This is a genomic window from Leisingera aquaemixtae, from assembly GCF_001458395.1.
GTDB lineage: Bacteria > Pseudomonadota > Alphaproteobacteria > Rhodobacterales > Rhodobacteraceae > Leisingera > Leisingera aquaemixtae.
Genome location: NZ_CYSR01000002.1, coordinates 314,718 through 339,773, shown reverse-complemented (window position 1 = coordinate 339,773; position 25,056 = coordinate 314,718). Strand labels below are relative to the sequence as shown.

Below are 25,056 nucleotides of genomic sequence, written 5' to 3'. Positions count from 1 at the left end.
CCACCTTCTCGTCCTTCACGGTGCCTTCCACATTGCCGCCGCGCTCGGCGGCCAGGTCGACGATGACCGACCCGGGCTTCATTGCCGCGACCATGTCGGCAAGCCACAGCTTGGGCGCGTCGCGGTTCGGGATCAGCGCGGTGGTGATGACGATGTCCATCTCCGGCGCCAGCTCGCGGAACTTGGCGAGCTGCGCTTCGCGGAATTCCGGAGAGGACACAGCCGCATAGCCGCCGGTGGCGGAGCCGTCCTGCTGGTCCTCCTCGAAGTCGAGATAGACGAACTCGGCGCCCATCGATTCCACCTGCTCGGCCACTTCCGGGCGCACGTCGAAAGCATAGGTGACGGCGCCCAGCGAGGTCGAGGTGCCGATGGCGGCCAGACCCGCGACGCCGGCGCCGACCACCAGCACCTTGGCGGGCGGCACCTTGCCTGCGGCGGTGATCTGGCCGGTGAAGAAGCGGCCGAAGTTGTTGCCTGCCTCGATCACCGCGCGGTAGCCCGCAATATTGGCCATGGAGCTGAGCGCATCCATCTTCTGCGCGCGGGAGATCCGCGGCACCATTTCCATGGCGATCACATTGGCGCCCTTGGATTTGGCCAGCGCCATGCCGTCTTCGTTTCCGGCCGGATTGAAGAAGGAAATCAGCGTCTTGCCCTTGGTCAGCCGCTTCAGCTCGGCGGCATCGGGCTGGCGCACCTTGGCGACGATATCGGCGGCCTTCCACAGCGCCGCCGGTGTCTTGATGACCTCGACCCCGGCCGCCTCATAGGCGGCATCGGAAAACCCCGCCGCCGCCCCGGCCCTGCGCGCGGGAGATCCGCGGCACCATTTCCATGGCGATCACATTGGCGCCCTTGGATTTGGCCAGCGCCATGCCGTCTTCGTTTCCGGCCGGATTGAAGAAGGAAATCAGCGTCTTGCCCTTGGTCAGCCGCTTCAGCTCGGCGGCATCGGGCTGGCGCACCTTGGCGACGATATCGGCGGCCTTCCACAGCGCCGCCGGTGTCTTGATGACCTCGACCCCGGCCGCCTCATAGGCGGCATCGGAAAACCCCGCCGCCGCCCCGGCCCCGATTTCAATGGCGCACTCATACCCCAGCTTCTGCAACTGCCGCGCAGAGTCCGGCGTCATCGCAACGCGGTTTTCGCCCGGAAATGTTTCTTTTGGTGTCCCTATTTTCACCTTGTCGGTCCCCTCGTCCTGCCCGTGCCAGCATGCCCTGGGTACGGATCACAATGATTTTCTCTACAATGCGCAAGATTGTTGCGCAAGGATTTTGCTGCGTTGCCGCAAAGTCATGCCGCAACGCCGCGTTCCGGTCAGATCCAGCGGCGCACTTTCCGCTCGTACCGGGCCCAGTCGGCGCGGAACGTCCGGCGCATTCTGTCTTCCTCCGGGATGACAAAGCGTTTCTCCAGCAGCCAGAGGAAAACCGGGATCAGCGGCAGCGACAGCACCGCATCGAACCAGAGGATGAGGCCCGCCAGGATCAGCACATCGCCCAGGTAGATCGGGTTGCGGCTGCGGCTGAAGATGCCCGACTGCACCAGGCGGCTGGGCGTCTGGTGCGGCAGGACCGTGGTCTTTTGCCGCCGCATCTCGGCGATGGCGAGCAAAGCCAGCAACAGGCCGCCGCCCAGGAGGACGCCGCTCAGAAACTCTGCCCAGGCGCCGCCGAAAGAGAGCCCAAGCGAAAAATGCCGCGCTTGCAGCCATGCGATCAGCACACCGCCCGCAAGCCACACAGGCGGCACATCCAGCCACCGCATCAGGCCCCGCCTCCTTGCAGAATATGTCCGGAATTCATGCACATCGCGGGCAGTTTTCCCTTATCCGTCCTGGCCGTCCAGACCGGTTCGGCCGGGACTGTTAGAAAAGGACAAAATGCCCCTCGTGCCGCAGAAACGACGAATCCGTTCCGGCTTGCGGCATGATCCTGCACAAATTCACCGGTTTGCCTAAGTATATTTTTGTGTACCGCAGCGGGACCGGCTCACTCCCACTCCATTTCCTCAAAAACCCGGCCCGCGTTCTTGGTCGCCAGCTCTTCGAAGGTATCGAGGGACTTCCACTGCTCCTGGTCAACATAGTAAGCGCTGGCGAGGTCTCCGCCCGCTTCGATGTGGGCGCCGACCTTGGCCCGCAGATCCGTCAGGTAGTCTAGGGTGAAACGGCGCACCTGCGGCAAATTGGTCGGGTGGCCGTGGCCCGGGATCACATAGGCGGGGTCAAGCGGCTCCAGCTTGTCCTGCCAGGTTTCGATCCAGCATTTGGTGCAGGTGTGCGGAAAGATGGGCAGCATCCGCTCGTGAAAGGCGATGTCGCCGGCAATCAGCAGATCCCACGCGGGGATCCAGACCTGAATGTCGCCCGGGTCATGCGCCGGCCCCAGGTGCAGCACCTGCATCTCCACCCCCCCCAGGGAGAGGTCATAGCGGTCCTCGAACGACAGGTTGGCGTGTTCCACCCGCGTCTCCCCGGCCCGGTCCTTGTTGTAGCCGCGCATCCGCTGCAGGATCAGGTCGCTGTTTTCCTGCGTCTCGGCAATCGCCTCGGCATGGGCCAGCACATCCACCCCCTGGTCCCGCCAGTAGCCGTTGCCAAGCATGGCATGGCCCTGCCCGTTTTCGTTGATCACCAGCACCACCGGCTGATCCGTCACCTGCTTGATTTCGTCGTGCAGCGCCTTGGCGAGCGCATCAGAGGCACCGGCATTTATCACCATCACGCCTTCGGAGGTCACGATGAAGGAGAGGTTGTTGTTATGGCCTGCGTTTTCATAGGTCGGCGGCGCGGTGGCGCCAATGGCGGAGAAGACATGCGGGATGACCTCCACCGGTTTGGAGTAAAGCTCGGACTGCGGGTATTGGTCGGCGATGTCCTCGCTGGCGTGGGCGGCAAGGGGCATCAGCAAGGCGGCGCTGAGGGCGGCAATGGCTTTCATCGGAAATCTCCCTGAAGGTCTGCAGCGACATTCACACATGTGAATATGACTGTAAACGCCCTGCGTGTGCGTCGTGACGGCACGGCGGGGTTGCCAGAGGCACCGGCCCGGTTAGGCTGCCTGCAAAACAGGGAGGATTGAGCATGATGGCATTGCAAGGCAAACACGCGCTGGTCACTGGCGGCGGCACCGGCATCGGGCTGGCGATTGCCCAGGCTTTGGCCGCTGAGGGCGCGCAAGTCACCATCACCGGGCGCAGGCAGCAGGTCCTGGAGGAGGTTGCCACTGGGGGCCTGCATCCGCTGGCGATGGATGTGCGCAGCGAGGCGGACGTGGCGGCCAAGGTGGAGGCTGCGGTGGCGGCGCGCGGAGCGGTTCAGATCTGTGTTGCCAATGCAGGTGTTGCCGAGGGTGCTGCGCTGCACAAGACCTCGATGGAGTTTTGGCGCAACATGATGGCGACCAACCTGGACGGTGCCTTTCTGACGATCCGGGATTGTTTCAAGTCGATGCGGGAGACCGATTGGGGGCGGGTGATCACCGTGTCCTCCATCGCCGGGCTGAGGGGGCTCAAGGGGGCGGCCTGCTACTCTGCCAGCAAACACGGGATGATCGGGCTGACCCGGGCGCTGAGCGAGGACTATCTGGGCACGCCGTTCACCTTCAACGCGCTGTGCCCGGGTTATGTCGACACCCCGATTGTCGAGCGCAATGTCACGGCGATCTCGCAGCGCGCAGGCATGAGCGCGGTGGAAGCAATGGACGTGATGGTGAACGCCAACCGCCACAAGCGGCTGATCGAACCCAGCGAGGTCGCCGCCGCTGCGCTGTGGCTGTGCGGGCCCGGGTCGGGGTCGGTGAACGGGCAGTGCATTGAAATCGCAGGCGGGCAGACCTGATGGACCGGGAGGCCTTCAACGTCTTCTGCGCCACCTTTCCAGCAGCGGAACACGTGGTGCAATGGGGCAATTCGGACGTCTGGAAGGCGGGTGGCAAGCTGTTTGCGGTCTGCGGCTGGGCTGACGGCAGGGATGCCTTCACCTTCAAAGCCGGCGATATCGCCTTTGAAGTGCTGCAGGAGCGCCCCGGCATCCGCCCGGCGCCCTATCTGGCCTCGCGCGGAATGAAATGGCTGCAGCAATTTGACGACAATGGCCTCACCGACGCGGAGCTGAAGGACCAGATCACCCTGTCCTATCAGATGATCACTGCGAATCTGTCCAAAAAGAAGCGCGCCGAGTTGGGTATCCCGGACCCGCAGCCGGCCAAGCCCTAGGCACTGGACAGAAAGGCGCGGATGCGGTAGCACTCGCGGAAAGCTTCAAGCTTAAAATACCCACTGCACGCGAGGCCCCGATGACCGATTTTGCCGCAACCAAGGCGATGTTCGACCTGCCTGAGGGCGTGATTTATCTGGACGGCAACTCGCTGGGTCCGCTGCCGCGCGCTGCAAAGGAGCGCGTCGGTGCGATGATGCAGGACGAATGGGGGCAGATGCTGATCACCGGCTGGAACAAGGCCGGCTGGATGGACAAGCCCAAGGCGCTGGGGGACCGCATCGGGCGGCTGATCGGGGCGGAGCCGGGCCATGTGGTTATGGGCGACACGCTGTCGATCAAGGTCTACCAGGCGGTTGCCTCAGCGCTGGAGCTGAATCCGGGCCGCAAGGTGGTGCTGTCGGACAATGGCAACTTTCCAACCGACCTCTACATGGCCAGCGGGCTGCTGAAATCGCTGGGGCCGGACTATGAGCTGCGGGTGGTCGACCCGGAGGCGGTCGAGGATGCTATCACCGAGGAAATCGCGGTGCTGATGATCACCGAGGTGGATTACCGCACCGGCCGCAAGCACGACATGAAGGCGCTGACCGAAAAGGCCCATGCCCATGGCGTGCTGACGGTCTGGGATCTGGCCCATTCGGCAGGCGCCATTCCGGTGGATCTGGCCGGCTGCCGCGCGGATTTCGCGGTCGGCTGCACCTACAAATACCTCAATGGCGGCCCCGGCGCGCCGGCCTTCATCTATGTCTCGCCGCGTCACGCAGCGACCGCCCGTCCCGCCCTGTCGGGCTGGCTGGGACATGAAGCCCCCTTTGCTTTTGACCTCGACTACCGGCCCGGCAGCGGCATCGACCGGATGCGGGTCGGCACCCCGCCGATCCTGCAGCTGACCGCGCTGGAGGCGGCGATGGACATCTGGGACAAGGCGGACATGGACAGCGTGCGCGCCAAGTCCATCGAACTGTGCGATCTGTTCATCGCCGGGGTGGAACGGACCTGCCCGCAGCTTGAGCTGGCCTCGCCCCGCGATCCGGCGTTCCGCGGCAGCCAGGTGTCGTTCAAATTCGACGAGGGCTATGCCGCGATGCAGGCGCTGATTGCCCGCGGCGTGATCGGCGACTTCCGGGCACCGGACATCATGCGCTTCGGCTTTACCCCGCTCTACATCGACGAGGGCGACGTGCGCGCCGCGGTGGAGATCATCGCCGATGTGATGGCAAACGCTTCGTGGGACCGCCCGGAATACATGGTCCGCCACGCGGTCACCTGATGCGCCGCACACGCTCATATCACCTGCCGCTTTGCCGCCCGGCGGGCTGGGTCGCGCTGTGGCGCCGCCTGGCCCAGTGCGGCACCCTGAACCGGAGGACGCATTCCTTTCCCTGACATATACTGCCCTAAGGAAAAGGAACGCTACGATGACCCAACCCTATGATCCCGCCGACGACGGCGCCCAGATGTCCTTTGACGGGCGCATGTCCTATGGCGATTACCTGTCGCTCGACATGCTGCTGAACGCGCAGAAGACATGGACCGATACCCATGACGAGATGCTGTTCATCATCCAGCACCAGACCTCTGAGCTGTGGATGCGGCTGGCCATTCACGAACTGACCGCCGCCCGCGAACAGCTGCTGGCCGGCAAGGCGCACCATGCCTTCAAGATGCTGGCCCGTGTGGCGCGCATCTTTGAGCAGCTGAACTCCGCCTGGGACGTGTTGCGCACCATGACGCCCTCGGATTACACCGCGTTCCGGGATGAGCTGGGCCAAAGCTCCGGCTTTCAGTCGCACCAGTACCGGCAGATCGAATTCATGCTGGGCAACCGCAACAAGGCGATGCTGCGCCCGCACTCCCACCGTCCGGACATCCTGGCCCTGCTGGAAGCCGAGCTGGCACAGCCCTCGCTCTACGACGTGGCTTTGAAAGCTCTGTCGCAACGTTTCCCGTTGCCGGAGGAAGTGCTGAACCGGGATGTGTCCGAAGCCTATGTGCCGCATGAGGCCGTGCAGGCCGCCTGGACCGAAGTCTACCGCGACACCGAAACCCATTGGGAGCTGTATGAGCTGGCCGAGAAGCTGGTGGATTTCGAGGATTACTTCCGCCGCTGGCGCTTCAACCATGTGACCACGGTGGAGCGCGTCATCGGCTTCAAGCGCGGCACCGGCGGCACCGGCGGCGTCAGCTATCTGAAACGGATGCTGGAGGTGGAGCTGTTCCCCGAGCTCTGGCACCTGCGCACCGAACTGTAACGAACGCGCGGCTAGGCGCGTCCGGCCCGCCCCCTCAGCGCGGCGTCAGCCCGGCCCCGACGAGGGCCGCCAGCTGGCGCACCCCGGCCTGATAGGCGGCAAAATCGCCGGCGGTTTGCTTGATGCCTTTGAGGGACGCGCACACTGTCCGGGCGATCACGCCGGCATCCCCGGGCAGCGCCGCCTGCCCGGCCTCTGCCTGCTGCTGCAGCCAGGCGGCGTAAAGCCCGCGCAGGGCCGCCTCGCCCGCTTCGATCTCCTCACCCGCGACGTTCTTGGTGACCTCGAACAGCTCCATCCCGTGAGCTGACGCCATCATCGACTCAATCGCTTCGCCGCCCTGCCCGGCAAAGGCGGCCAGCAGACGGTCTGACAAGGTGCCTTTAGAGGCCAGCCCGGCGCGGACGTTCTCTGCCGCATTGCTGTAATACGCGGCCACAAGCGCCCGGAAGATCGCCTCCTTGTTCTTGAAATGAAGATACAGCGCCGGGCGCGACATGCCTGCCCCCTTGGCAATGTCGTCCATCGAGGTCTTGCGGAACCCATAGGTGGAGAACGCCGCCCAGGCGGCCTCAAGGATTGCCTGCTGTTTTGGATCAATGCCTGCCATGTTCATGGTTCAGCCTCTGACAGAAATTGCAAAAAATGTCAATTGACATACTGACACTTTCGATTACATTTGTCAGCACCCCAGCAGAGGAAGACAGGCCATGTCCACCACGCTTCGCATCAACGGAAAATCCCATCAGGTGGACCTGCCCGAGGATGTCCCCCTGCTGTGGGTGCTGCGCGATGAGATCGGCCTCACCGGCACCAAGTTCGGCTGCGGCGTGGCCGCCTGCGGCGCCTGCACCGTGCATATTGACGGCGCGGCGGCGCGCTCCTGCCAGGTGGCGCTGTCGGATGTCTGGGGCGAGGTGACCACGATCGAGGGCCTTGGCACCCCGGATGCGATGGCCGCGATCCAGCAGGCCTGGGTGGAGCATCAGGTGGCGCAATGCGGTTATTGCCAGTCCGGCCAGATCATGCAGGCGGCCAGCCTCTTGGCGGAAAACCCGGCCCCCTCGGATGCGGAAATTGACGAGGCGATGCAAGGCAACCTGTGCCGCTGCGGCACCTACCCGCGGATCCGCGCCGCCATTCACGCCGCCGCCCAAAAGATGCAGGAGGCGTAAATCATGGCCAGTTTCAAGAAAATCGCCCGCCGCAGCTTCCTGATCGGCTCTGCCGCCATCGTCGGCGGGGTGGCATTTGGCGCCTATTACGTGAGCCGCCCCGCCCCGAACCCGCTGAAGCCCGGCGACGGGGAAGTGGCGTTCAACCCCTTCGTGATGATCTCGGACCGGAAGATCACCCTGATCGCCCCGCGCGCCGAGATGGGCCAGGGTGTGCACACCACCTGGGCCGCGCTGATCGCCGAGGAACTGGACGTGACGCTGGAGCAGGTGGAGGTGCTGCACGGGCCCGCCGCCAAGGCCTATTACAACTCTGCCCTGATGAGCGAGGCGCTGCCGAGCACCGGCTATGACAAGTCCAGGTTCATGCACTCGCTGGGCGAACTGCTGGGCCAGGCGGGCAAGCTGCTGGATCTGCAGGTGACCGGCGGCTCGACCTCGATGAAAGACGGGTTTGAGCGGATGCGGCTGGCCGGTGCCTCTGCCCGGGAAACGCTGAAGGAGGCCGCAGCCCAGCGCCTGGGCGTCAGCCGCGGCCAGCTTAGCACCAAGGACGGCACCGTGGTCGCGCCGGATGGCGCGGAGATCGCCTATACCGAGCTGGCAGCAGATGCGGCCCGGCTGGAGCCGGTCGACGCCCCTCTGCGCCCGCGCAGCGAATGGCGGCTGCTGGGCAAGTCCCAGCCGCGGGTGGACATGGCGGACAAGGCCACGGGCACCGCGCAGTTCGGCATTGATGTGCGCCTGCCTGGCATGAAGTTCGCGGCGCTGAAGGCAAACCCTCATCTGGGCGGCGCGATGAAGGGCTTTGACGCCGCCGCTGCCCTGCAGATGCCGGGCATCGAACGGGTCGCGGATCTTGGCGATGCGGTTGCCGCTGTCGGCCGCAACACCTGGCTGGCGATCCAGGCGCTGGAAGCGATCGAATTCGACTGGGGCGCAGCCCCCATCCCGGCCAGCCAGGAAGACATCTCCGCCGCAATCCGCGCGGCGTTTGAGGCCAAGCCGAACTCCACCCTGCGCGATGACGGCGACGCCGAAACCCTGCCGGACGGCGCGCAGGAGGTAACGGCGGACTACGAGGTGCCCTATCTGGCGCATGCAACCATGGAGCCGCTCAACGCCACTGCGCTGTTCGATGGCTCCCGCCTGCAGATCTGGTGTGGCAGCCAGGGGCCGATGCTGGTGCGGGATCACTGCGCCAAGGCACTGGGGATCGCACCGGAGCAGGTGGAGGTGAACACCACCCTGATGGGCGGCGGCTTCGGGCGCCGGGGCGAGACCGACTTTGCCGTCTATGCCGCGCGCCTGGCCGGGCAGATGCCGGGCACCCCGGTGCAACTGACCTGGAGCCGGGAGGAGGACATGACCCATGATTTCTACCGCCCGGCCTCGGTGGCGCGGTTCCGCGGTGCGGTGAAGGACGGCAAGGCGCTGCTGCTGGACGGGCAAATTGCCGGCCAGTCGCCGACCGCGCAGGCGATGAAGCGCTGGATCGGCCTGCCGCCGAGCGGCCCGGACGCCGCCTTGACCGACGGCGCCTTCAACCAGCCCTACGCAATCCCGAATTACCGCATCCGCGGCTATGCAGCGGACCTGCAAATCCCGGTGGGCTTCTGGCGCTCTGTCGGCGCGTCGATCAACGGCTTTTTCATGGAATGCTTTGTGGACGAGCTGGCCCATGCTGCGGGCGCCGACCCGCTGGCGTTCCGCCTTGAGCTGGCGCGCCAGGAATGGGCCCCCGCCGCCAAGGTGCTGGAGGCGGTCCGGGAGATGTCCGGCTGGACCGGCACGACGCCGGAGGGCGTGGGCCGCGGTGTTGCCATGACCTACAGCTTCGGCACTCCGGTGGCGCAGGTTATCGAAGTCGCAGAGGAAGACGGGCTGATCCGGCTCCGCAAAGCCTGGATCGCCGCTGACCTGGGCGTTGGGCTGGACCCGCGGAACCTGGAGGCGCAGATGTTTGGCGGCATGGCCTATGGGCTGTCGGCAGCGATGTTCGGAGAAATCACCTTTGCCGATGGCGCTGCGGAGCAGGTGAATTTCCCCGATTACGACGCCATCCGCATGCATACGATGCCGCAGGTGGAGGTGCGCATTCTGGAGGAGCAGCCGCATATCGGCGGCGCAGGCGAGCCCGGAACCCCGCCCGCGGCCCCGGCCCTGGCAAACGCGCTGTTCGACCTCACCGGCAAGCGGGCGCGGCGGCTGCCGCTGGCGCGGGACTTCGATCTGCTGGCCTGAACGCAGCCGCAGCCAGCCCCCTCTGGCCGCGCGGCCAGCTCAGCCCAGAATCTTGACCATCCGGTAGTTGTGGAGTTTCACACCGCTGCGCTCAAACTCGCGGCGGCGGTCCACGGCAAAGCCCTGCCGCTCGAAAAAACCGCGCGCGGCTTCGCTGGCCTCGACATAAAGCAGCTTGAGCCCCTGGCGCAGCGCCGCCGTCTCCAGCCGCCCGTAAAGCGCCGCTGCGGCGCCCTGCCCGGCCGCGCGGGGGTGGCAGAACAGCATGTCGATATGGCCATCGGATTCCAGGTCGATGAAGGCCGCCGGCGCGCCCTTCTCATCCACCGCCACCCAGGCCGCCCGCCCGTCCGACAGCTTCTGCCCGATAGCCGCGGCCGGCGGTGCGCCGGGGCACCAGGCGTTGATCTGCTCCGGCGTATAGAAGCGGCTTGCGATGCCGTGCACCGCAGAGCGGAACACTTCCGCCAGGTCCTCCGCATCGTCTGCCCTGAACTGCCGGATTTTGTAACGGCCCCCGCTGCGGGGCGCGCCCTCTTCCGCATCACCTTTCATACTCAAACCTTTTAACCAAACGCATCTATGCAGATTTCTGAAAACCGGTCTGTGCCCCGCCGTCCGCCCAGGTCCGCACTGCGGCCCCGAACGCCTCAAACAGCGGGCGCGACACCGGATCGCTCGCTGCATCCCATTCCGGATGCCATTGCACCGACAGGGTAAAACCTGGCGCGTCCTTGATAAAGATCGCCTCGGGGGTGCCGTCGGGGGCCTGCCCGTCCACCACCACCCGCGCGCCCGGGCGCTTGATGCCCTGGCCGTGCAGGGTGTTGGTCATCACTTCCTCGGCGCCGAACAGACGGTGGAACACACCGCCCGCGCTGAACCGGACGCTGTGGCGCAGGGCAAATTTCTCTTCCAGCGTGCCGTCCGGCGGCATCCGGTGGTTCAGCCGGCCCGGTAGATCGCGGATCTCGGGGTGCAGCGAGCCGCCCATCGCCACGTTAACCTCCTGAAAGCCGCGGCAGATGCCCAGGAACGGCTGGCCGCGCTCCACGCAGGCGCGGACCAGCGGCAGGGTGATGGCATCGCGCGCCCGGTCAAAGGCGCCATGCGCCTCGGTCTCTGCTTCGCCGTATTCGTGCGGGTGCACATTCGGCCGCCCGCCCGTCAGCAGGAAGCCGTCGAACGTGTGCAGCAGCTCCTCAACGGTGACAAAGCGCGGGTCGGAGGGGATCATCAGCGGCATACAACCCGCGACCTCGGCAATTGCTTCGGAATTCATCGTGCCGCCCGCATGCACGGGGTACTGATCGTTAAGCAGATAGGAGTTGCCGATAATGCCAACCTTGGGTCGCGTCATGATCCACTCGTAATTTCATTTCCTGAAGAAAAACGTAGCCCTGACACTGCACGGGTTCAACAGGCGGCGCAGAGCAACACAGTGTTCACACCTGCACAACCCTGCGTCAGCAGGCGGCTTGCCGCCCCGGTTCAGCCCGCCGGGCTGTCCGGCGCGCCGTCCCGCGAGACCACCACCACGGCGCGGCACCGCTGCCCCGGCACCGCACGGTAGCTGTGGGCGAAGCCTGCGTCGAAATAGACCGCGTCGCCCTTGTCCAGAACCTCAGTGCGGCCGTGAATGCCCAGCTCCAGCCGTCCTTCGATCACATAGATCATTTCCGCGCCCGGATGCGCGTGGGGGGCGCTTTCGGCGCCGTTGCCGGAAAACTCCGCAAGATAGGACTGGAACCGGCTTTTGGTCACCGGGAAATCCAGGCTTTCGAACAGGTAGGACAGCGGCCCGCTGGTCTTGTCGCCCAGTTTCAGCCGGTCCTGCGCACGTACCACCTCCAGCACCGGCGCGTCCTCACCCGGGCCGAAGAAGTGATCCAGCCCGACCCCGAACACCATCGCGACGCGCAGCAAGGTCGCCAAAGTCGGAAACACCTGCCCGCGTTCGATCCGCGACAGCATCGCCGCCGACAGGCCGGTGTGTTCGCCCAGCTGCGCCAGCCCCATGTCCTTACCCTGGCGCAGACTGCGCAGCTTGGGGCCGATTCTGTAGGCTTCCAAACCTTCCTGCAGCGTCTCGGACAGCATGGGCTTGCTCATGGTTTTGACCTCCGGGGCAATACCTCTGCGGAACATTTTACCCAGGTGCAAAAATAATGCACCTCACACAAACGTGTATCTCATGCAAATTTTTTGCATGTCAAGCTATCCCTGCCAGCCCGCCCTGCCCTCTTCCTCTGGCACCTGACAGAAAGGAAACCCCATGTTCTTTGACCGCCTCCCCCTGACTGCGCTTGCCATCGCCGTCGGACTGTCGGTGCCCTCGGACGCTGCCGCCGGATCCAAGGATATCGTCGCGACCGCAACCGCCGCCGGCCAGTTCGAAACCCTGACCGCCGCACTGACCGCCGCCGATCTGGTAGGCACCCTGCAAGGCGAGGGACCTTTCACGGTGTTTGCACCAACCGATGAGGCCTTTGCGGCGTTGCCGGAGGGCACGGTCGAAACCCTGCTGAAGCCGGAAAACCGCGCGCAGCTGACAGAGATCCTCACCTACCACGTGGTGCCGGGCAAGGTGATGTCGTCGGACCTGAGCGACGGCATGACCGCGGAAACCGTGATGGGCAAAGAGATCACCGTGTCGATGGGCGGCGGGGTCAAGATCAATGACGCCACGGTCACATCTGCGGACATCGAAGCGTCCAATGGCGTCATTCATGTGATTGACGCCGTCATGCTGCCCTAAGCGCGCGCGCCGTCTGCCCTGAAGCCGGACCCCCCTCCCGCTTCAGGAGCAGGGCTCCCTCCCGCCTCCTGAGCGAGCTTCCCTCCAGCCCCGGCGGGAGGGAGCTGATTTCAGATTTCGCCGTGCAGCCCCGCGGCTCCGATCCCGGCAATTGCAGCGGCCGCGTCATTGTCAGAGGTGTCGCCGGTCACGCCAACCGCCCCGATCACGTTACCTGAGCCATCCCTGACCAGCACGCCGCCGGGCACTGGCACCACCTGACCGCCATAGACCCCATTCACCGCTGCCATGAAATAGGCCTGGCTTTCGGCCCGCGCCATCTGCGCCGTGCCCGCCATGCCCAGCATCACCGCGCCGTAGGCCTTGCCGTGGGCAATCGCAAACCGGCCCGGCGCGGCACCGTCCTCGCGCTCGAACGCCTGCATGTGGCCGCCGGCATCCAGCACCACCACCGACAGCGGTTTCAAGTTGCGCCCGTGCCCGCTGTCCAGCGCCGCCCGGATGATGGTGCGTGCCTGATCCAATGAAATCCCTGCCATGTGTGGCCTTCCTCCCGCTGACGTTACGTTACGAAAGGAAAAAGGAGGCCAAAAGTCCCCCTTTGACTACCCGTTGTTTCCGGGAAACTGTTTCCCGGGGTCAGTTTGACGCAATCAGGCCGAAGCTTCCTGGGCCTTCAGCTCCAGACGGCGGGCGTGCAGCACCGGCTCGGTATAGCCCGAGGGCTGCACCCGCCCTTTGAACACCAGATCGCAGGCCGCTTGGAAGGCGATGGTGTCAAAGCCCGGCGCCATCGGGCGGTAACTGTTGTCGCCGCGGTTCTGCTCGTCCACCACCTTGGCCATCTTGCGCAAGCTGCCCATCACCTCGTCCTCGCTGACCACGCCGTGATGCAGCCAGTTGGCGATATGCTGGGCGGAAATCCGGCAGGTGGCGCGGTCCTCCATCAGGCCGACGTTGTTGATATCCGGCACTTTGGAGCAGCCGACGCCCTGGTCGATCCAGCGCACCACATAGCCCAGGATCCCTTGCGCATTGTTGTCCACCTCGCGGGCGATCTGCTCAGGCGTCCACTTGCGGTAGGTGGCCAGCGGGATTTCCAGGATGCCGTCCACATGGGCGCGGCGGCCGCCGGCCTTCAGCTTTTCCTGCACGGCGAACACATCGACCTTGTGGTAATGCAGCGCGTGCAGGGTGGCGGCGGTCGGGCTCGGCACCCAGGCGCAGTTGGCGCCGGATTTCGGATGCTCGATCTTCTGCTCCAGCATCGCTGCCATCATGTCGGGCATCGCCCACATGCCCTTGCCGATCTGCGCCTTTCCGGACAGCCCGCATTCCAGGCCGATATCCACGTTCAGGTTCTCATAGGCCCCGATCCAGCCCTTGCGCTTGATGAAATCCTTGCGGGAGAACGGCCCCGCCTCCATCGAGGTGTGGATCTCATCGCCGGTGCGGTCTAGAAAACCGGTGTTGATGAAAGCCACCCGGTGCCTGGCGGCGCGGATACATTCCTTGAGGTTCACCGAGGTGCGGCGCTCCTCATCCATGATACCGATTTTCACGGTGTGGCGTGGCAGGCCGAGAATATCCTCGACCTTGTCAAAGATCCGGTTGGTGAAACCCGCTTCCTCCGGCCCGTGCATCTTCGGCTTCACCACATAGACCGAGCCCAGAGCGGAGTTGCCGCCCTCTCGTTTCAGGTCGTGCTTGGCGATCAGCACGGTGATCAGCGCATCCAGCAGCCCCTCGAAGGCCTCGTTGCCGTCCTTATCCAGAACTGCCGGGTTGGTCATCAGATGGCCGACGTTGCGCACCCACAGCAGAGCGCGGCCCTTCACGGTTTTGGCAGTGCCATCCGGCGCGGTGAAGCCGAAATCCGGGTTCAGGCGGCGGGTGATGATCTTGCCGCCCTTTTCCAGGTTGGTCTCCAGATCGCCCTTCATCAGGCCCAGCCAGTTTGAATAGGCCAGCACCTTGTCCTCGGCATCGACACAGGCAACCGAGTCCTCGCAGTCCATGATCGCCGACATCGCGCTTTCCAGCCGCACATCTGCAAGGCCCGCCTGATCGCGCGCGCCAATCGCATGGGCGCGGTCAAAGACCAGCTCCACATGAAGCCCATTATTGCGCAGCAGCACGGATTCCGGCGCCTTGGGGTTGCCGCGGTAGCCTGCGAATTTCTCCGGCTGCGACAACGGCAGATCATCAATCAGCAGCTGGCCGTCCTGCACATGATAGCGCCGCGCATCGGCATGGCTGGCGCCATCAACCGGGAAGGCTTCGTCCAGGAACACCCGCGCGCGTGCCACAACCCGGGCGCCGCGGCCCTTGTCGTAGCCGCCCGCGGGGGCGGGCGTGCCCATCGCATCGGTGCCATAGAACGCATCATACAGGCTGCCCCAGCGCGCGTTTGCCGCGTTCAGCGCATAGCGCGCGTTGGTGATCGGCACCACCAGCTGCGGACCGGGCACCGATGCGATCTCAGGGTCGACATTCTGCGTTTCGATCTCGAAATCGCCGCCCTCCGGCAGCAGGTAGCCGATCTCCGCCAGGAACGCCTTGTAGGCTTCGTGGTCATGCGGCTTGTCCCGGTTGGCGATGTGCCAGGCGTCGATCCTGGCCTGGATGTCCTCGCGCTTGGCCAGCAGCGCGCGGTTTTCCGGCCCGAAGCCGTTGACCAGCTCCGCCAGGCCTTTCCAGAACGCCTCGGCCTCGACACCGGTACCGGGCAGCGCCTGTTTCTCAATGAAATCCGCCAGTTCCGGCGCAACCTGAATTCCCTGTTTCTCGACCCGGCTCATGACTTGCTCCTTCCGGCGGTACACCACTGTATGCTGTTACCTAGTTAGGGCAGAAGTTTCCGATCAGCAACAAAACAGCCTCCCGGTGAAACCAAACGCAATTTCTTGATTTTCAAGAAAGTGCCAAAAAGATTTCCGGATACGCAGCCGCTGCCGCAGGCGCCCCAAACGGCACAAGGGCGCACAGGTTGCCCTGCACGCCCCGGAAACATGCTTTGCCGGTCCGCCGGTCAGTCGGCGGTCCCGTCGATCACGGCCTGAACCTCGGCGGCGGAAGCCGGCGCTTCCACCTTGTCCTGCTCGCCGCCGCGGTCAAAGACCATCAGCAGGAACAGCCCCAGCGCAACCAGCGCAAACACCACCACGGCGCCGATCCCCAGCAGCGACGGTTTGTGCTTTTCTGTCTGACGGTCGACGTTGGTATCCGGTGCGGACATGGCTGAACTCCTCTCCAATACAAATTGAGGCGCAGGACGGCTTGCCGCTCCGCCCGGTGTTGCCTACGACTATGGTAACTACGTGCCGGCCCCCGCTCCGGTTCCATAAAACACGAGGTTCCGCCGTGAAAGATGCAAGCCCCGCCACCGCCCCCAAGACCTTTTACCTGAAGGATTACACGCCCTTCGGGTATGACGCCGAAAGCGTTCACCTGACTTTCCGCCTGGCGCCGGAAACCACCCGCGTTATCAGCCGGATCCGCTTCACGCCCAAACCGGATGCGGCGGACAGGACGTTTTTCCTGCACGGTGAGGAGCTTAAGCTGATCTCAGCCAAGATCGACTGCCAGGCGGTGACGCCGGAGCTGGTTGAGGGCGGCCTCAAGTGCGAGGTGCCCGGCGCCCCCTTCACCTGGGAGGCCGAAGTGGAGATCAACCCGGCCGACAACACCGCGCTGGAGGGGCTCTACATGTCGAACCACATGTATTGCACCCAGTGCGAGGCCGAGGGCTTCCGCAAGATCACCTATTACCCGGACCGCCCCGACGTGATGTCCACCTTCACCGTCCGGATCGAAGGCGACGAGCCGGTGATGCTGTCGAACGGCAACCCCATGGGCCAGGGCGAGGGCTGGGCCGAATGGCATGACCCCTGGCCGAAACCGGCCTATCTGTTTGCGCTGGTGGCGGGCGATCTGGTGAACCACCCCGGCAGCTTCACCACAAAATCGGGCAAGGAGGTGGAGCTGAATATCTGGGTCCGCCCGGGCGACGAGCACAAATGCGCCTTCGGCATGGAGGCGCTGAAGAAGTCGATGAAATGGGACGAGGACGTCTATGGCCTCGAATATGACCTCGACCTGTTCAACATTGTCGCGGTTGACGATTTCAACATGGGCGCGATGGAGAACAAGGGGCTGAACATCTTCAACTCCTCCTGCGTTCTGGCCTCGCCCGAGACGTCCACGGATGCCAATTTCGAACGGATCGAGGCGATCATCGCCCATGAGTATTTCCACAATTGGACCGGCAACCGCATCACCTGCCGCGACTGGTTCCAGCTGTGCCTGAAGGAAGGTCTCACCGTTTTCCGCGATGCCCAGTTCACCGCCGACATGCGCTCGGAGCCGGTGAAGCGGATCGAGGATGTGATTGCCCTGCGCGCCCGCCAGTTTCCGGAGGACAACGGCCCCCTCGCCCATCCGCCGCGGCCCGAACAGTTCCAGGAAATCAACAACTTCTACACCGCCACCGTCTATGAAAAGGGCGCTGAGGTAATCGGTATGCTGAAGCGGCTGGTGGGCGATGAGAACTATTACAAGGCGCTGAAGCTCTATTTCGAGCGCCACGACGGCCAGGCCTGCACCATCGAGGACTGGCTGAAGGTGTTCGAGGATGCCACCGGGCGCGGCCTCAGCCAGTTCAAGCTGTGGTACAGCCAGGCGGGCACCCCGCGCCTGAAAGTCTCCGAGGATTACGCCGATGGCACCTACACCCTGACGTTCGAGCAATCGACCCCGCCCACCCCGGGCCAGCCGGACAAGGCGCCGCGGGTGATCCCGGTGGCGGTGGGCCTGTTGTCGCCCAACGGCGACGAAGTGCGCGGCACCGAAGTGCTGGAGCTGACGGAAGCCAGGCAAAGCTTCACCTATCAAGGCCTCGCCTCCAAACCTGTGCCGTCGATCCTGCGGGAATTCTCCGCCCCGGTGATCCTGGAGCGCGAAAGCACCAACGCCGAGCGCGCCTTTTTACTGGCCCATGATACCGATCCCTTCAACCGGTGGGAGGCCGGCAACGCGCTGGCCAAGGAGGTCCGCGTCGCGATGGTGCTGGACGGCGCCGCCCCCGATGCGGCCTATCTGGATGCGCTGGAGAAACTGGTGCGCGACGACGCACAGGACCCGGCCTTCCGCGCCCTGGTGCTGACGCCGCCCAGCCAGTCGGATATTGCGCAGACCCTCTTTGACCGCGGCCACACCCCGGACCCGCAGAAGATCTATGACGCGGCAGAAACCTTTACCCAGACCCTGGCGCAGCAGCTGGAAACCAGCTTGCCCCGGCTCTATGCTGCCACCACGGTCGACGGCCCCTATGCGCCGGACGCCGAGGGTGCGGGCAAGCGGGCCCTCAATGGCCGCATCCTGTCGCTGCTGACCCGGCTGGACGGCGGCGAACAGGCCGCGCGCCAGTATCAGGCCGCGGACAACATGACCCAGCAGTACGCCGCCCTGGGCGCGCTGCTGAAGGCCGAGAATGGCGAGGCGCAAAGCCAGGCCTTCTTCGGCCAGTGGCAGGACGACCGGCTGGTGATGGACAAATGGTTTGCCCTGCAAATCGCCTGCGCCGCGCCAGAGAAAACCGCCGCCACCGCCGCGGCCCTCACCAGGCATCCGCTGTTCAGCATGAAGAACCCCAACCGCTTCCGCGCTGTGTTCGGCGCGCTGGCGGGTCACCACGCGGGCTTCCACCACGCCAGCGGCGAGGGCTATCAGTTGCTGGCGGACAACCTGATCGCGCTGGACAAGCTGAACCCGCAGACCACCGCCCGCATGTGCGCCGCCTTCCAGACCTGGAAGCGCTATGACGCGGGCCGCCAGTCGCTGATCCGTGCCCAGCTGACCCGGATTGCCGGCACAGACGGCCTGAGCCGCGACACCACGGAGATGGTCACCCGGATCCTGGATGCCTGATACTCCCGAAACGCCAGCCCCGGCGGAGGACTACAGCTTCTCCCGCCGGGGCCGGTCAAAGACCGCCATGCTGGCAACAGGCGGCTGGCTGGCAGCGCTGCTGGCGCTGTGGCTCTTGCTGGACGCGGCGTTGTGGCTGGTGGCCCTGCTGGCCCTGCCCGCTCTGCCCGCCGTGGTGGACCTGATCCGCAACCCGCTGGCAGGTCTCAGGATTTCCCGGAAAAGGGTCGAATGGTTCAGCGGCGGCCTGACTGGCGAAGCGGATCTGAGCGAGATCGACCGGGTGCGTTTCGACACCCGCTGGGACTTCTCGGTGCGGGCCACGCTGATCCTGCGCAGCGGCAAGCGGATCCGGCTGCCGCAGGAGGCGACACCGCCCCACGCCGAGGCTGACCCGGCCTTCCAAATGCGCGGATTGCGCACCGAACGGCACCATTTTACGGCGTTCTGAAGGCCTTGTGTTAAACCTCCGGAAAAACAATCCCGAATTGCAGACAGCGATGCGCAATAAACCGCTGAAGTACGTCAAGTTCCTCAGTGCCGCCATCTTTGCGCCCCATTGCCTGACGACACTGTCAGCAACGATAAGCTGCCACTCGTCAGGAAGCACAAATGATCACACAGTCTCGGCAGGCACGGGAACTTCTGTCCCGGATTTCAGGTCTGCTGCCCCGCAAAACCCGGCCTGCCGCCCGCATCCGGCCCGTCCCCGTTCCTGCCCCCGCCGACACGCTTCTGAACCGGAGCCTGGCGGACAGCCTGTCTATCCCGATCCGCAGCGCCCAGGGCGATCCCGACTGCCTGCAAGCCCAGAACCGCGGCCAGTTTCTGGCACGCCAGGAACGCTGGGAGGACCTCTCGCGCGAAATCCGGGAGGCCGACCAGAGCCGCGCCACCGCCCGCTGCGGCCTGCCGCTGGCCGATCTCATCGCCTATGGCGCGCGCGCCGATGTGGTCAACGCGACCGAACATGCCCTCTCTGAACAGAAGGATACCGGCAACCGCAGCCTGATCCGCGGGCTGATGGCGTTTGAAGCACTGCGGGCCGAGCACCGCCACGACCCCTATCTGACGGCGCTGGTGGCGCTGGCCCATATCGATATCGGCTGGGCCTGGCGCGGCCCCGGCAACGCCCCCGCCGCCCCGGCCGCCAGCCAGCGCCGCTGTGCTGCGCATTTCGACCGCTCCGCGGCGTTGCTGGAACCTATTGAGGGGGCCAGCGGGGACAGCCCCTTCCTCCAGGCAGCGCAATGCGCCCTGTTTGCCCGCAGCAGCAACGGCACCCTGCCGGTGGCGGATGCCTTTGCCGCGCTGATCGACTTGGCCCCCGCCAACCACCGCCACATGCGCACGCTGGGTACCCAGATGCTGCCGCGCTGGTCCGGCTCTTATGCGGCGCTGGAGCTTGAGGCCCGCCGCACCGCCGCGCGCACCGCGCAGACCTGGGGCGCAGGCGGCTACACCTGGGTCTATTTCGACGCCATCGCCATTGACGATCAGGCCTGCGCCCGGGTCGACACCCGGTTTTTCCTCGACGGTCTCAGGGATATCGTGCAGGCCGACCCGTCGCAGGAGATGATCAACCTCCTGGCGGCCTATTGCACCGTTGCGCTGCGCAAAGACTTGGGCCGTAATACTCAGGCCGATGTGCCGCGCCTCAAGATCGCCGCCGCCGCCGGCTGGCTGATCCGCGACCACCTCAAGGAGCTGCACCCGCTGGTCTGGGCCCATGCCGCCGAAGGCTTCGACAACAGCGCCCGCATCACCTCGCTCAGCCGCTTTGCCGCCCGCGGCCATGCGGGCGCGCTGCAGGCCATCGCGACCCAGTTCCGCGAGGAGATCGAAGGCGGCCAGAAGGTTGCCTTTACCGAACAAGGGCTGGAGTTCAGCCCCGCTTGATCCAGCGGCCGCAGCTTTCACATCCCAAGGAAAAATTTGCCGTCAGCGGCAGCCACTGCCCGTCGCGCCAGCGGCGGGCACGCGTCCGCCCGCCCCATGGCGGGCGCGTTCCGCACCCGCCCGGGCGAACGCTCATCGCACCATTGCGGCGAACACGGCCAGCCCGGGCCTGTCCTCATCGAATTGGGGCCGAAGCCCCGTTTCGTCATTTCTTCTTGAAAGCGTCCATCAGGGCTGCGCCCAGCGCGCCGGTGCTTTGGCCCGTGCCCTGAGCCCTGCCCTGACCGCCCTTGGGACCAGCAGACATTTTACCCTTGCCGCCCTGCTGCCCGCCAGGCTTGCCGCCGCGGCCCGGGCCTGCGCCTTTGGCCGGGCTGCGGGCATTGCGGTCCTCCTTGGCAGAGGCGCCGCCGTCCTTCTTCATGGTCAGCCCGATCCGCTTGCGCGGCACGTCCACTTCGGTGACGGTGACCTTGACCACCTGACCGGTCTTCACCACCTCATGCGGGTCTTTAACAAACCGGTCGGCCAGCTGGCTCACATGGACCAGCCCGTCCTGATGCACCCCGATGTCCACGAATGCCCCAAAGGCCGCGACATTGGTGACCGTGCCCTCCAGGACCATGCCGGGTTTCAGGTCGGTGATCTCTTCCACCCCGTCCTTGAAAGAGGCCGTCACGAAGGACGGGCGCGGGTCGCGGCCCGGCTTTTCCAGCTCCTGGAAAATGTCGCGCACGGTGGGCAGACCGACGCCACCGCCCACGAAATCCTCGGCGCGCAAGGGCCTCAGCGCCGCGCCGTCCCCCATGATCTGGCGGATATCGCGCCCGCAGGCGGCCACGATCTTGCGCGCCACATCATAGCTTTCGGGGTGCACAGAGGACGCATCCAGCGGCTCTTTTCCGTCGCGGATGCGCAGGAAGCCCGCGCATTGCTCAAATGCCTTGGGACCCAGCCGCGCCACTTTCAGCAGCTCCTTGCGGGACAGGAAGGCACCGTTCATGTCCCGGTGCGCCACAATCGCCTCTGCCAGGCCGGGGCCAAGACCCGAAACATGGCTCAGCAGCGGCGCCGAGGCCATGTTGAGGTCCACGCCCACTGCATTCACCACATCCTCGATCACCGCCTCCAGCGATTTCGACAATTTGTGCTGATCCACATCATGCTGATACTGGCCGACGCCGATGCTCTTGGGTTCGATCTTCACCAGCTCCGCCAGCGGATCCTGCAGGCGGCGCGCAATCGACACGGCCCCGCGCAGGGATACGTCCAGATCCGGAAACTCCCGCGCCGCCAGCTCAGACGCGGAATAGACCGAGGCGCCGGCCTCGGACACCACCACCTTGGTCGGCGCCTTGATCTTGGCAGGCAGGTGTTGCAGCACCTCCGCCACCATCCGCTCGGTCTCGCGGCTGGCGGTGCCGTTGCCGATGGCGATCAGCTCGACGCCGTGTTCGGCGATCAGTTTCACGATCGACACCTGCGCCCCGCGCAGATCGTTCTTCGGCTGGAACGGGTACAACGTTTCTGTGGCCACCAATTTCCCGGTTGCATCAACCACCGCCGCCTTGACGCCGGTGCGGATGCCCGGGTCCAGCCCGAGGGTCGGCCGCGCACCGGCTGGAGCTGCAAACAGCAGGTCCTTGAGGTTGCGGGCAAAGACCTGAATGGCGTCCTCCTGCGCGCGGGCCCGCAGGTCGCCCATCAGCTCCAGCATCATCGAAAGCGACAGCTTCACCCGCCAGCACCAGCCAGCCACCTTGCGCAGCCACACGTCGCCCGGCCCGTTGCCGCCCGCGCCCAGCACGGCCGCCACCATCGCCTCTGCGCGCGCCACGCCCTCTTCCGGCTCCGGCCCCACGTCCAGCGTCAGCACGCCCTCGTTGGAGCCGCGCAGCATCGCCAGCGCCCGGTGCGAGGGCACATCCGCCCAGCGCTCGGAATGTTCGAAGTAATCAGAGAACTTGGCGCCCTCCTGCTCCTTGCCCTCGACCACCTTGGCGGTCAGCACCGCCTCCTTCTGCAGGAACTCCCGCAGCCGGCCCAAGAGGGCGGCGTTTTCCGTCAGCCGCTCGGTCAGGATATCCCGCGCGCCGTTCAGTGCGTCCTTCACCGTGGCCACCGCCTCGGTTATATATCCTTCGGCTAGTTTCTCCGGATTGGCGCTGCGATTGGCCAGAATGGCATCCGCCAGCGGCTCCAGCCCGTTCTCCTTGGCGATCATCGCCTTGGTGCGCCGCTTCGGCTTGTAGGGCAGATAGATATCCTCCAGCTGCGCCTTGGTGTCCGCCTTGGCGATGGAGGCGGCCAGATCATCGGTCAGCTTGTCCTGACCCTTGATCGACTCGAGGATGGCCGCCCGACGCTTTTCCAGCTCGCGCAGATAGTCCAGACGCTCCGCCAGGGTGCGCAGCTGGGTGTCATCCAGCCCGCCCGTCGCCTCCTTGCGGTAGCGCGCGACGAAGGGCACGGTGGCGCCTTCATCCAGCAGCGCCACCGCAGCGCTCACCTGCTTGGCAGCGGCGCCGATTTCCGTGGCAATGGTCTGGCTGATGCGGGCGGATGTGTCCAAGGCGGCCTCCTGAAAGTCTGTTCGGGCTGCCAGTTCTAGCCCTCCTGATGCACCCCGCCAAGAGGCTGAATCAGGCACAGGCGAACCATTGCGAAGGGCAGCGCCCGTCCGCGGGCGGAAGCAAAGCGCCCGCCCATGGGGGCGGACGGGCGCTGCCCGGGCTTTCAGCCCGTGCGATTCATGGGTCTTCCACCCGCCTCAAAGCTCTCTGCGCCACCTGCCCTCTTGCTCCTCCGCGCCGCCGGGCCTAGAACGCTGTGCAACTGAAAATGATATTGTGCCGATGAAACATCGCACCATGTCACTGCAACTGACATTCGGATACGGCGGAAAACCATGCTCGACCTGACATATGAACTCCCCAAGCCCAAGGTGATCGCGGGCGCCAAGCATGACTGGGAACTGGTCATCGGCATGGAGGTGCATGCCCAGGTCAGCTCAAATGCCAAGCTGTTCTCCGGCGCCTCCACCAAGTTCGGCGCCGAGCCTAACTCCAACGTGGCTTTCGTGGACGCGGCGATGCCCGGCATGCTGCCGGTGATCAACGAATACTGCGTGGAACAGGCAGTGCGCACCGGCCTGGGCCTGAAGGCCGACATCAACCTGTGGTCGGCCTTTGACCGCAAGAACTACTTCTATCCCGACTTGCCGCAAGGCTATCAGATTTCGCAGCTGTACCACCCCATCGTGGGCGAAGGCGAAGTGCTGGTGGAACTGGGCGACGGCACCGCGCGCACCGTGCGGATCGAACGCATCCACATGGAGCAGGACGCGGGCAAGTCGATCCACGACATGGATCCGAACATGTCCTTCGTCGACCTCAACCGCACCGGTGTCTGCCTGATGGAGATCGTCTCCCGCCCTGACATCCGCGGGCCGGAAGAAGCCGCCGCCTATATCGCCAAGCTGCGCCAGATCATGCAGTATCTGGGCACCTGCGATGGCAACATGCAGAACGGCAACCTGCGCGCCGACGTCAACGTCTCGGTTTGCCGCCCGGGCCAGTACGAAAAGTATCAGGAAACTCAGGATTTCTCGCATCTCGGCACCCGTTGCGAGATCAAGAACATGAACTCGATGCGCTTCATCCAGCAGGCGATCGACGTCGAAGCCCGCCGCCAGATTGCCATCATCGAAGCTGGCGGCACCATCGACCAGGAAACCCGGCTCTACGATCCCGACAAGGGCGAGACCCGCTCGATGCGCTCCAAGGAAGAGGCGCACGACTACCGCTACTTCCCCGATCCGGACCTGCTGCCGCTGGAGATCGAGCAGGAATGGGTGGATGAGATTGCCGCCAACCTGCCGGAACTGCCGGACGAGAAGAAAGCGCGTTTCATCAACGACTTCGGCCTCTCCGACTATGACGCTTCGGTGCTGACCGCGGATGTGGAATCGGCGGCCTTCTTCGAGGAAACCGCCAAGGGCCGCAGCGGCAAGCTGGCTGCCAACTGGGTCATCAACGAGCTGTTCGGCCGTCTGAAGAAAGAAGACCACACGATCACCGAATCCCCGGTGTCGCCTGCACAGCTGGGGGGCATCATCGACCTGATCGCCTCGGATGCCATCTCCGGCAAGATTGCCAAGGATCTGTTCGAAATCGTCTATACCGAGGGCGGCGACCCGGCGCAGATCGTCGAGGAACGCGGCATGAAGCAGGTGACGGATACCGGCGCTATCGAGACCGCCCTGGACGAGATCATCGCCGCCAACCCGGCGCAGGTGGAGAAGGCCAAGGTGAACCCGAAACTGGCAGGCTGGTTTGTCGGCCAGGTGATGAAAGCCACCGGCGGCAAGGCCAACCCCAAGGCGGTGAACGAGCTGGTCGCCAAGAAACTGGGCGGCTAATCCCAACGGGAAACGTAATTTTAAAGGGCGCCCCTCGCGGTGCCCTTTTTCTTGCCGTTAACGGGGCTGCCATGCGTGCACCCCCTGTGCACCGGGTGCTGTCATTTCCAATTTTTCGCCCGGCGGCACGCCGGGCAGCCCCCGACCGCCT

General features: G+C 64.9%; 22 protein-coding genes and 1 pseudogene. 11 read left to right on the top strand and 12 right to left on the bottom strand.

What is annotated here, in order from left to right; genetic code table 11:
• The 4 genes and pseudogenes from PHA8399_RS01740 to PHA8399_RS01725 form a co-directional block, all read right to left on the bottom strand.
• A pseudogene (locus tag PHA8399_RS01740) lies at window positions 1-805 on the bottom strand (Re/Si-specific NAD(P)(+) transhydrogenase subunit alpha); the annotation flags it as partial.
• Entirely contained in the window at window positions 768-1,187 is a 420-nt protein-coding gene (locus PHA8399_RS01735) for a hypothetical protein (protein ID WP_439330514.1), read from the bottom strand. The pseudogene PHA8399_RS01740 and the gene PHA8399_RS01735, both read right to left, overlap by 38 nt.
• Window positions 1,188-1,324: 137 nt before the next feature.
• Window positions 1,325-1,774, bottom strand: coding sequence for a methyltransferase family protein (locus PHA8399_RS01730; RefSeq protein WP_058284468.1), 450 nt, complete (start codon window positions 1,772-1,774; stop codon window positions 1,325-1,327).
• Between the two features lie 224 nt (window positions 1,775-1,998).
• Window positions 1,999-2,949 carry an MBL fold metallo-hydrolase gene (locus tag PHA8399_RS01725; RefSeq protein WP_058284467.1) on the bottom strand — a complete coding sequence of 317 codons (951 nt, stop codon included), beginning with the start codon at window positions 2,947-2,949 and terminating at the stop codon, window positions 1,999-2,001.
• A 146-nt stretch (window positions 2,950-3,095) separates the two neighbouring features.
• Here PHA8399_RS01725 and PHA8399_RS01720 point away from each other — a divergent pair, with 146 nt between their 5' ends.
• The 4 genes from PHA8399_RS01720 (at window position 3,096) to kynA (ending at window position 6,481) form a co-directional block, all read left to right on the top strand.
• Window positions 3,096-3,848, top strand: coding sequence for an SDR family NAD(P)-dependent oxidoreductase (locus PHA8399_RS01720; protein WP_058284498.1), 753 nt, complete (start codon window positions 3,096-3,098; stop codon window positions 3,846-3,848).
• Window positions 3,848-4,225 (top strand): MmcQ/YjbR family DNA-binding protein, encoded by a 378-nt coding sequence (locus PHA8399_RS01715; protein ID WP_058284466.1) that lies wholly within the window; start codon window positions 3,848-3,850, stop codon window positions 4,223-4,225. The genes PHA8399_RS01720 and PHA8399_RS01715 overlap by 1 nt, the downstream gene beginning before the upstream one ends.
• Window positions 4,226-4,305: 80 nt before the next feature.
• Window positions 4,306-5,499 (top strand): kynureninase, encoded by a 1,194-nt coding sequence (kynU, locus tag PHA8399_RS01710; protein WP_058284465.1) that lies wholly within the window; start codon window positions 4,306-4,308, stop codon window positions 5,497-5,499.
• 148 nt (window positions 5,500-5,647) lie between these two features.
• A complete protein-coding gene (kynA, locus tag PHA8399_RS01705) occupies window positions 5,648-6,481 on the top strand; it encodes a tryptophan 2,3-dioxygenase (protein ID WP_058284464.1) in 834 nt (277 codons plus the stop codon).
• 34 nt (window positions 6,482-6,515) lie between these two features.
• On the opposite strand, the gene PHA8399_RS01700 is transcribed toward kynA, so the two are convergent.
• Entirely contained in the window at window positions 6,516-7,097 is a 582-nt protein-coding gene (locus PHA8399_RS01700; RefSeq protein ID WP_058284463.1) for a TetR/AcrR family transcriptional regulator, read from the bottom strand.
• 94 nt (window positions 7,098-7,191) lie between these two features.
• Here PHA8399_RS01700 and PHA8399_RS01695 point away from each other — a divergent pair, with 94 nt between their 5' ends.
• Window positions 7,192-7,656 (top strand): (2Fe-2S)-binding protein, encoded by a 465-nt coding sequence (locus PHA8399_RS01695; protein ID WP_058284462.1) that lies wholly within the window; start codon window positions 7,192-7,194, stop codon window positions 7,654-7,656.
• A gap of 3 nt (window positions 7,657-7,659) precedes the next feature.
• On the top strand, window positions 7,660-9,900 hold the full coding sequence (locus PHA8399_RS01690) for a xanthine dehydrogenase family protein molybdopterin-binding subunit (RefSeq protein ID WP_058284461.1): 2,241 nt from the start codon (window positions 7,660-7,662) through the stop codon (window positions 9,898-9,900).
• Between the two features lie 39 nt (window positions 9,901-9,939).
• Here the strand turns inward: PHA8399_RS01690 and PHA8399_RS01685 are convergent, their stop codons facing one another.
• The 3 genes from PHA8399_RS01685 to PHA8399_RS01675 all read right to left on the bottom strand — a co-directional run bounded on the left by PHA8399_RS01685 (window position 9,940) and on the right by PHA8399_RS01675 (window position 12,012).
• A complete protein-coding gene (locus tag PHA8399_RS01685) occupies window positions 9,940-10,455 on the bottom strand; it encodes a GNAT family N-acetyltransferase (RefSeq protein WP_058284460.1) in 516 nt (171 codons plus the stop codon).
• Between the two features lie 25 nt (window positions 10,456-10,480).
• A complete protein-coding gene (locus PHA8399_RS01680) occupies window positions 10,481-11,260 on the bottom strand; it encodes a gamma-glutamyl-gamma-aminobutyrate hydrolase family protein (protein ID WP_058284459.1) in 780 nt (259 codons plus the stop codon).
• Window positions 11,261-11,391: 131 nt separating this feature from the next.
• Window positions 11,392-12,012 (bottom strand): helix-turn-helix domain-containing protein, encoded by a 621-nt coding sequence (locus PHA8399_RS01675; protein ID WP_244270129.1) that lies wholly within the window; start codon window positions 12,010-12,012, stop codon window positions 11,392-11,394.
• 163 nt (window positions 12,013-12,175) lie between these two features.
• Here PHA8399_RS01675 and PHA8399_RS01670 point away from each other — a divergent pair, with 163 nt between their 5' ends.
• Window positions 12,176-12,658 carry a fasciclin domain-containing protein gene (locus tag PHA8399_RS01670; protein ID WP_058284458.1) on the top strand — a complete coding sequence of 161 codons (483 nt, stop codon included), beginning with the start codon at window positions 12,176-12,178 and terminating at the stop codon, window positions 12,656-12,658.
• A gap of 110 nt (window positions 12,659-12,768) precedes the next feature.
• Here PHA8399_RS01670 and PHA8399_RS01665 read toward each other — a convergent pair whose 3' ends face one another.
• The 3 genes from PHA8399_RS01665 to PHA8399_RS01655 all read right to left on the bottom strand — a co-directional run bounded on the left by PHA8399_RS01665 (window position 12,769) and on the right by PHA8399_RS01655 (window position 15,896).
• Window positions 12,769-13,197, bottom strand: a complete 429-nt coding sequence (locus PHA8399_RS01665) for a GlcG/HbpS family heme-binding protein (protein WP_058284457.1) — start codon at window positions 13,195-13,197, stop codon at window positions 12,769-12,771.
• Window positions 13,198-13,311: 114 nt separating this feature from the next.
• Window positions 13,312-15,459, bottom strand: coding sequence for a malate synthase G (locus tag PHA8399_RS01660; protein ID WP_058284456.1), 2,148 nt, complete (start codon window positions 15,457-15,459; stop codon window positions 13,312-13,314).
• A gap of 230 nt (window positions 15,460-15,689) precedes the next feature.
• Window positions 15,690-15,896 (bottom strand): hypothetical protein, encoded by a 207-nt coding sequence (locus tag PHA8399_RS01655; RefSeq protein ID WP_058284455.1) that lies wholly within the window; start codon window positions 15,894-15,896, stop codon window positions 15,690-15,692.
• Window positions 15,897-16,021: 125 nt separating this feature from the next.
• On the opposite strand from PHA8399_RS01655, the gene pepN reads away from it, so the two are divergent.
• The 3 genes from pepN to PHA8399_RS01640 all read left to right on the top strand — a co-directional run bounded on the left by pepN (window position 16,022) and on the right by PHA8399_RS01640 (window position 20,485).
• Entirely contained in the window at window positions 16,022-18,586 is a 2,565-nt protein-coding gene (gene pepN / locus PHA8399_RS01650; RefSeq protein ID WP_058284454.1) for an aminopeptidase N, read from the top strand.
• Entirely contained in the window at window positions 18,579-19,037 is a 459-nt protein-coding gene (locus PHA8399_RS01645) for a hypothetical protein (RefSeq protein WP_058284453.1), read from the top strand. Before pepN ends, PHA8399_RS01645 begins: the two co-directional genes overlap by 8 nt.
• 161 nt (window positions 19,038-19,198) lie before the next feature.
• The gene (locus tag PHA8399_RS01640) at window positions 19,199-20,485 is read left to right on the top strand and encodes a hypothetical protein (protein WP_058284452.1); all 1,287 of its coding nucleotides are present in this window, start codon (window positions 19,199-19,201) and stop codon (window positions 20,483-20,485) included.
• Window positions 20,486-20,690: 205 nt separating this feature from the next.
• Here PHA8399_RS01640 and PHA8399_RS01635 read toward each other — a convergent pair whose 3' ends face one another.
• Entirely contained in the window at window positions 20,691-23,057 is a 2,367-nt protein-coding gene (locus PHA8399_RS01635; RefSeq protein WP_058284451.1) for a Tex family protein, read from the bottom strand.
• 336 nt (window positions 23,058-23,393) lie between these two features.
• On the opposite strand from PHA8399_RS01635, the gene gatB reads away from it, so the two are divergent.
• Window positions 23,394-24,905 carry an Asp-tRNA(Asn)/Glu-tRNA(Gln) amidotransferase subunit GatB gene (gatB, locus tag PHA8399_RS01630; protein WP_058284450.1) on the top strand — a complete coding sequence of 504 codons (1,512 nt, stop codon included), beginning with the start codon at window positions 23,394-23,396 and terminating at the stop codon, window positions 24,903-24,905.
• Window positions 24,906-25,056 lie beyond the last annotated feature (151 nt).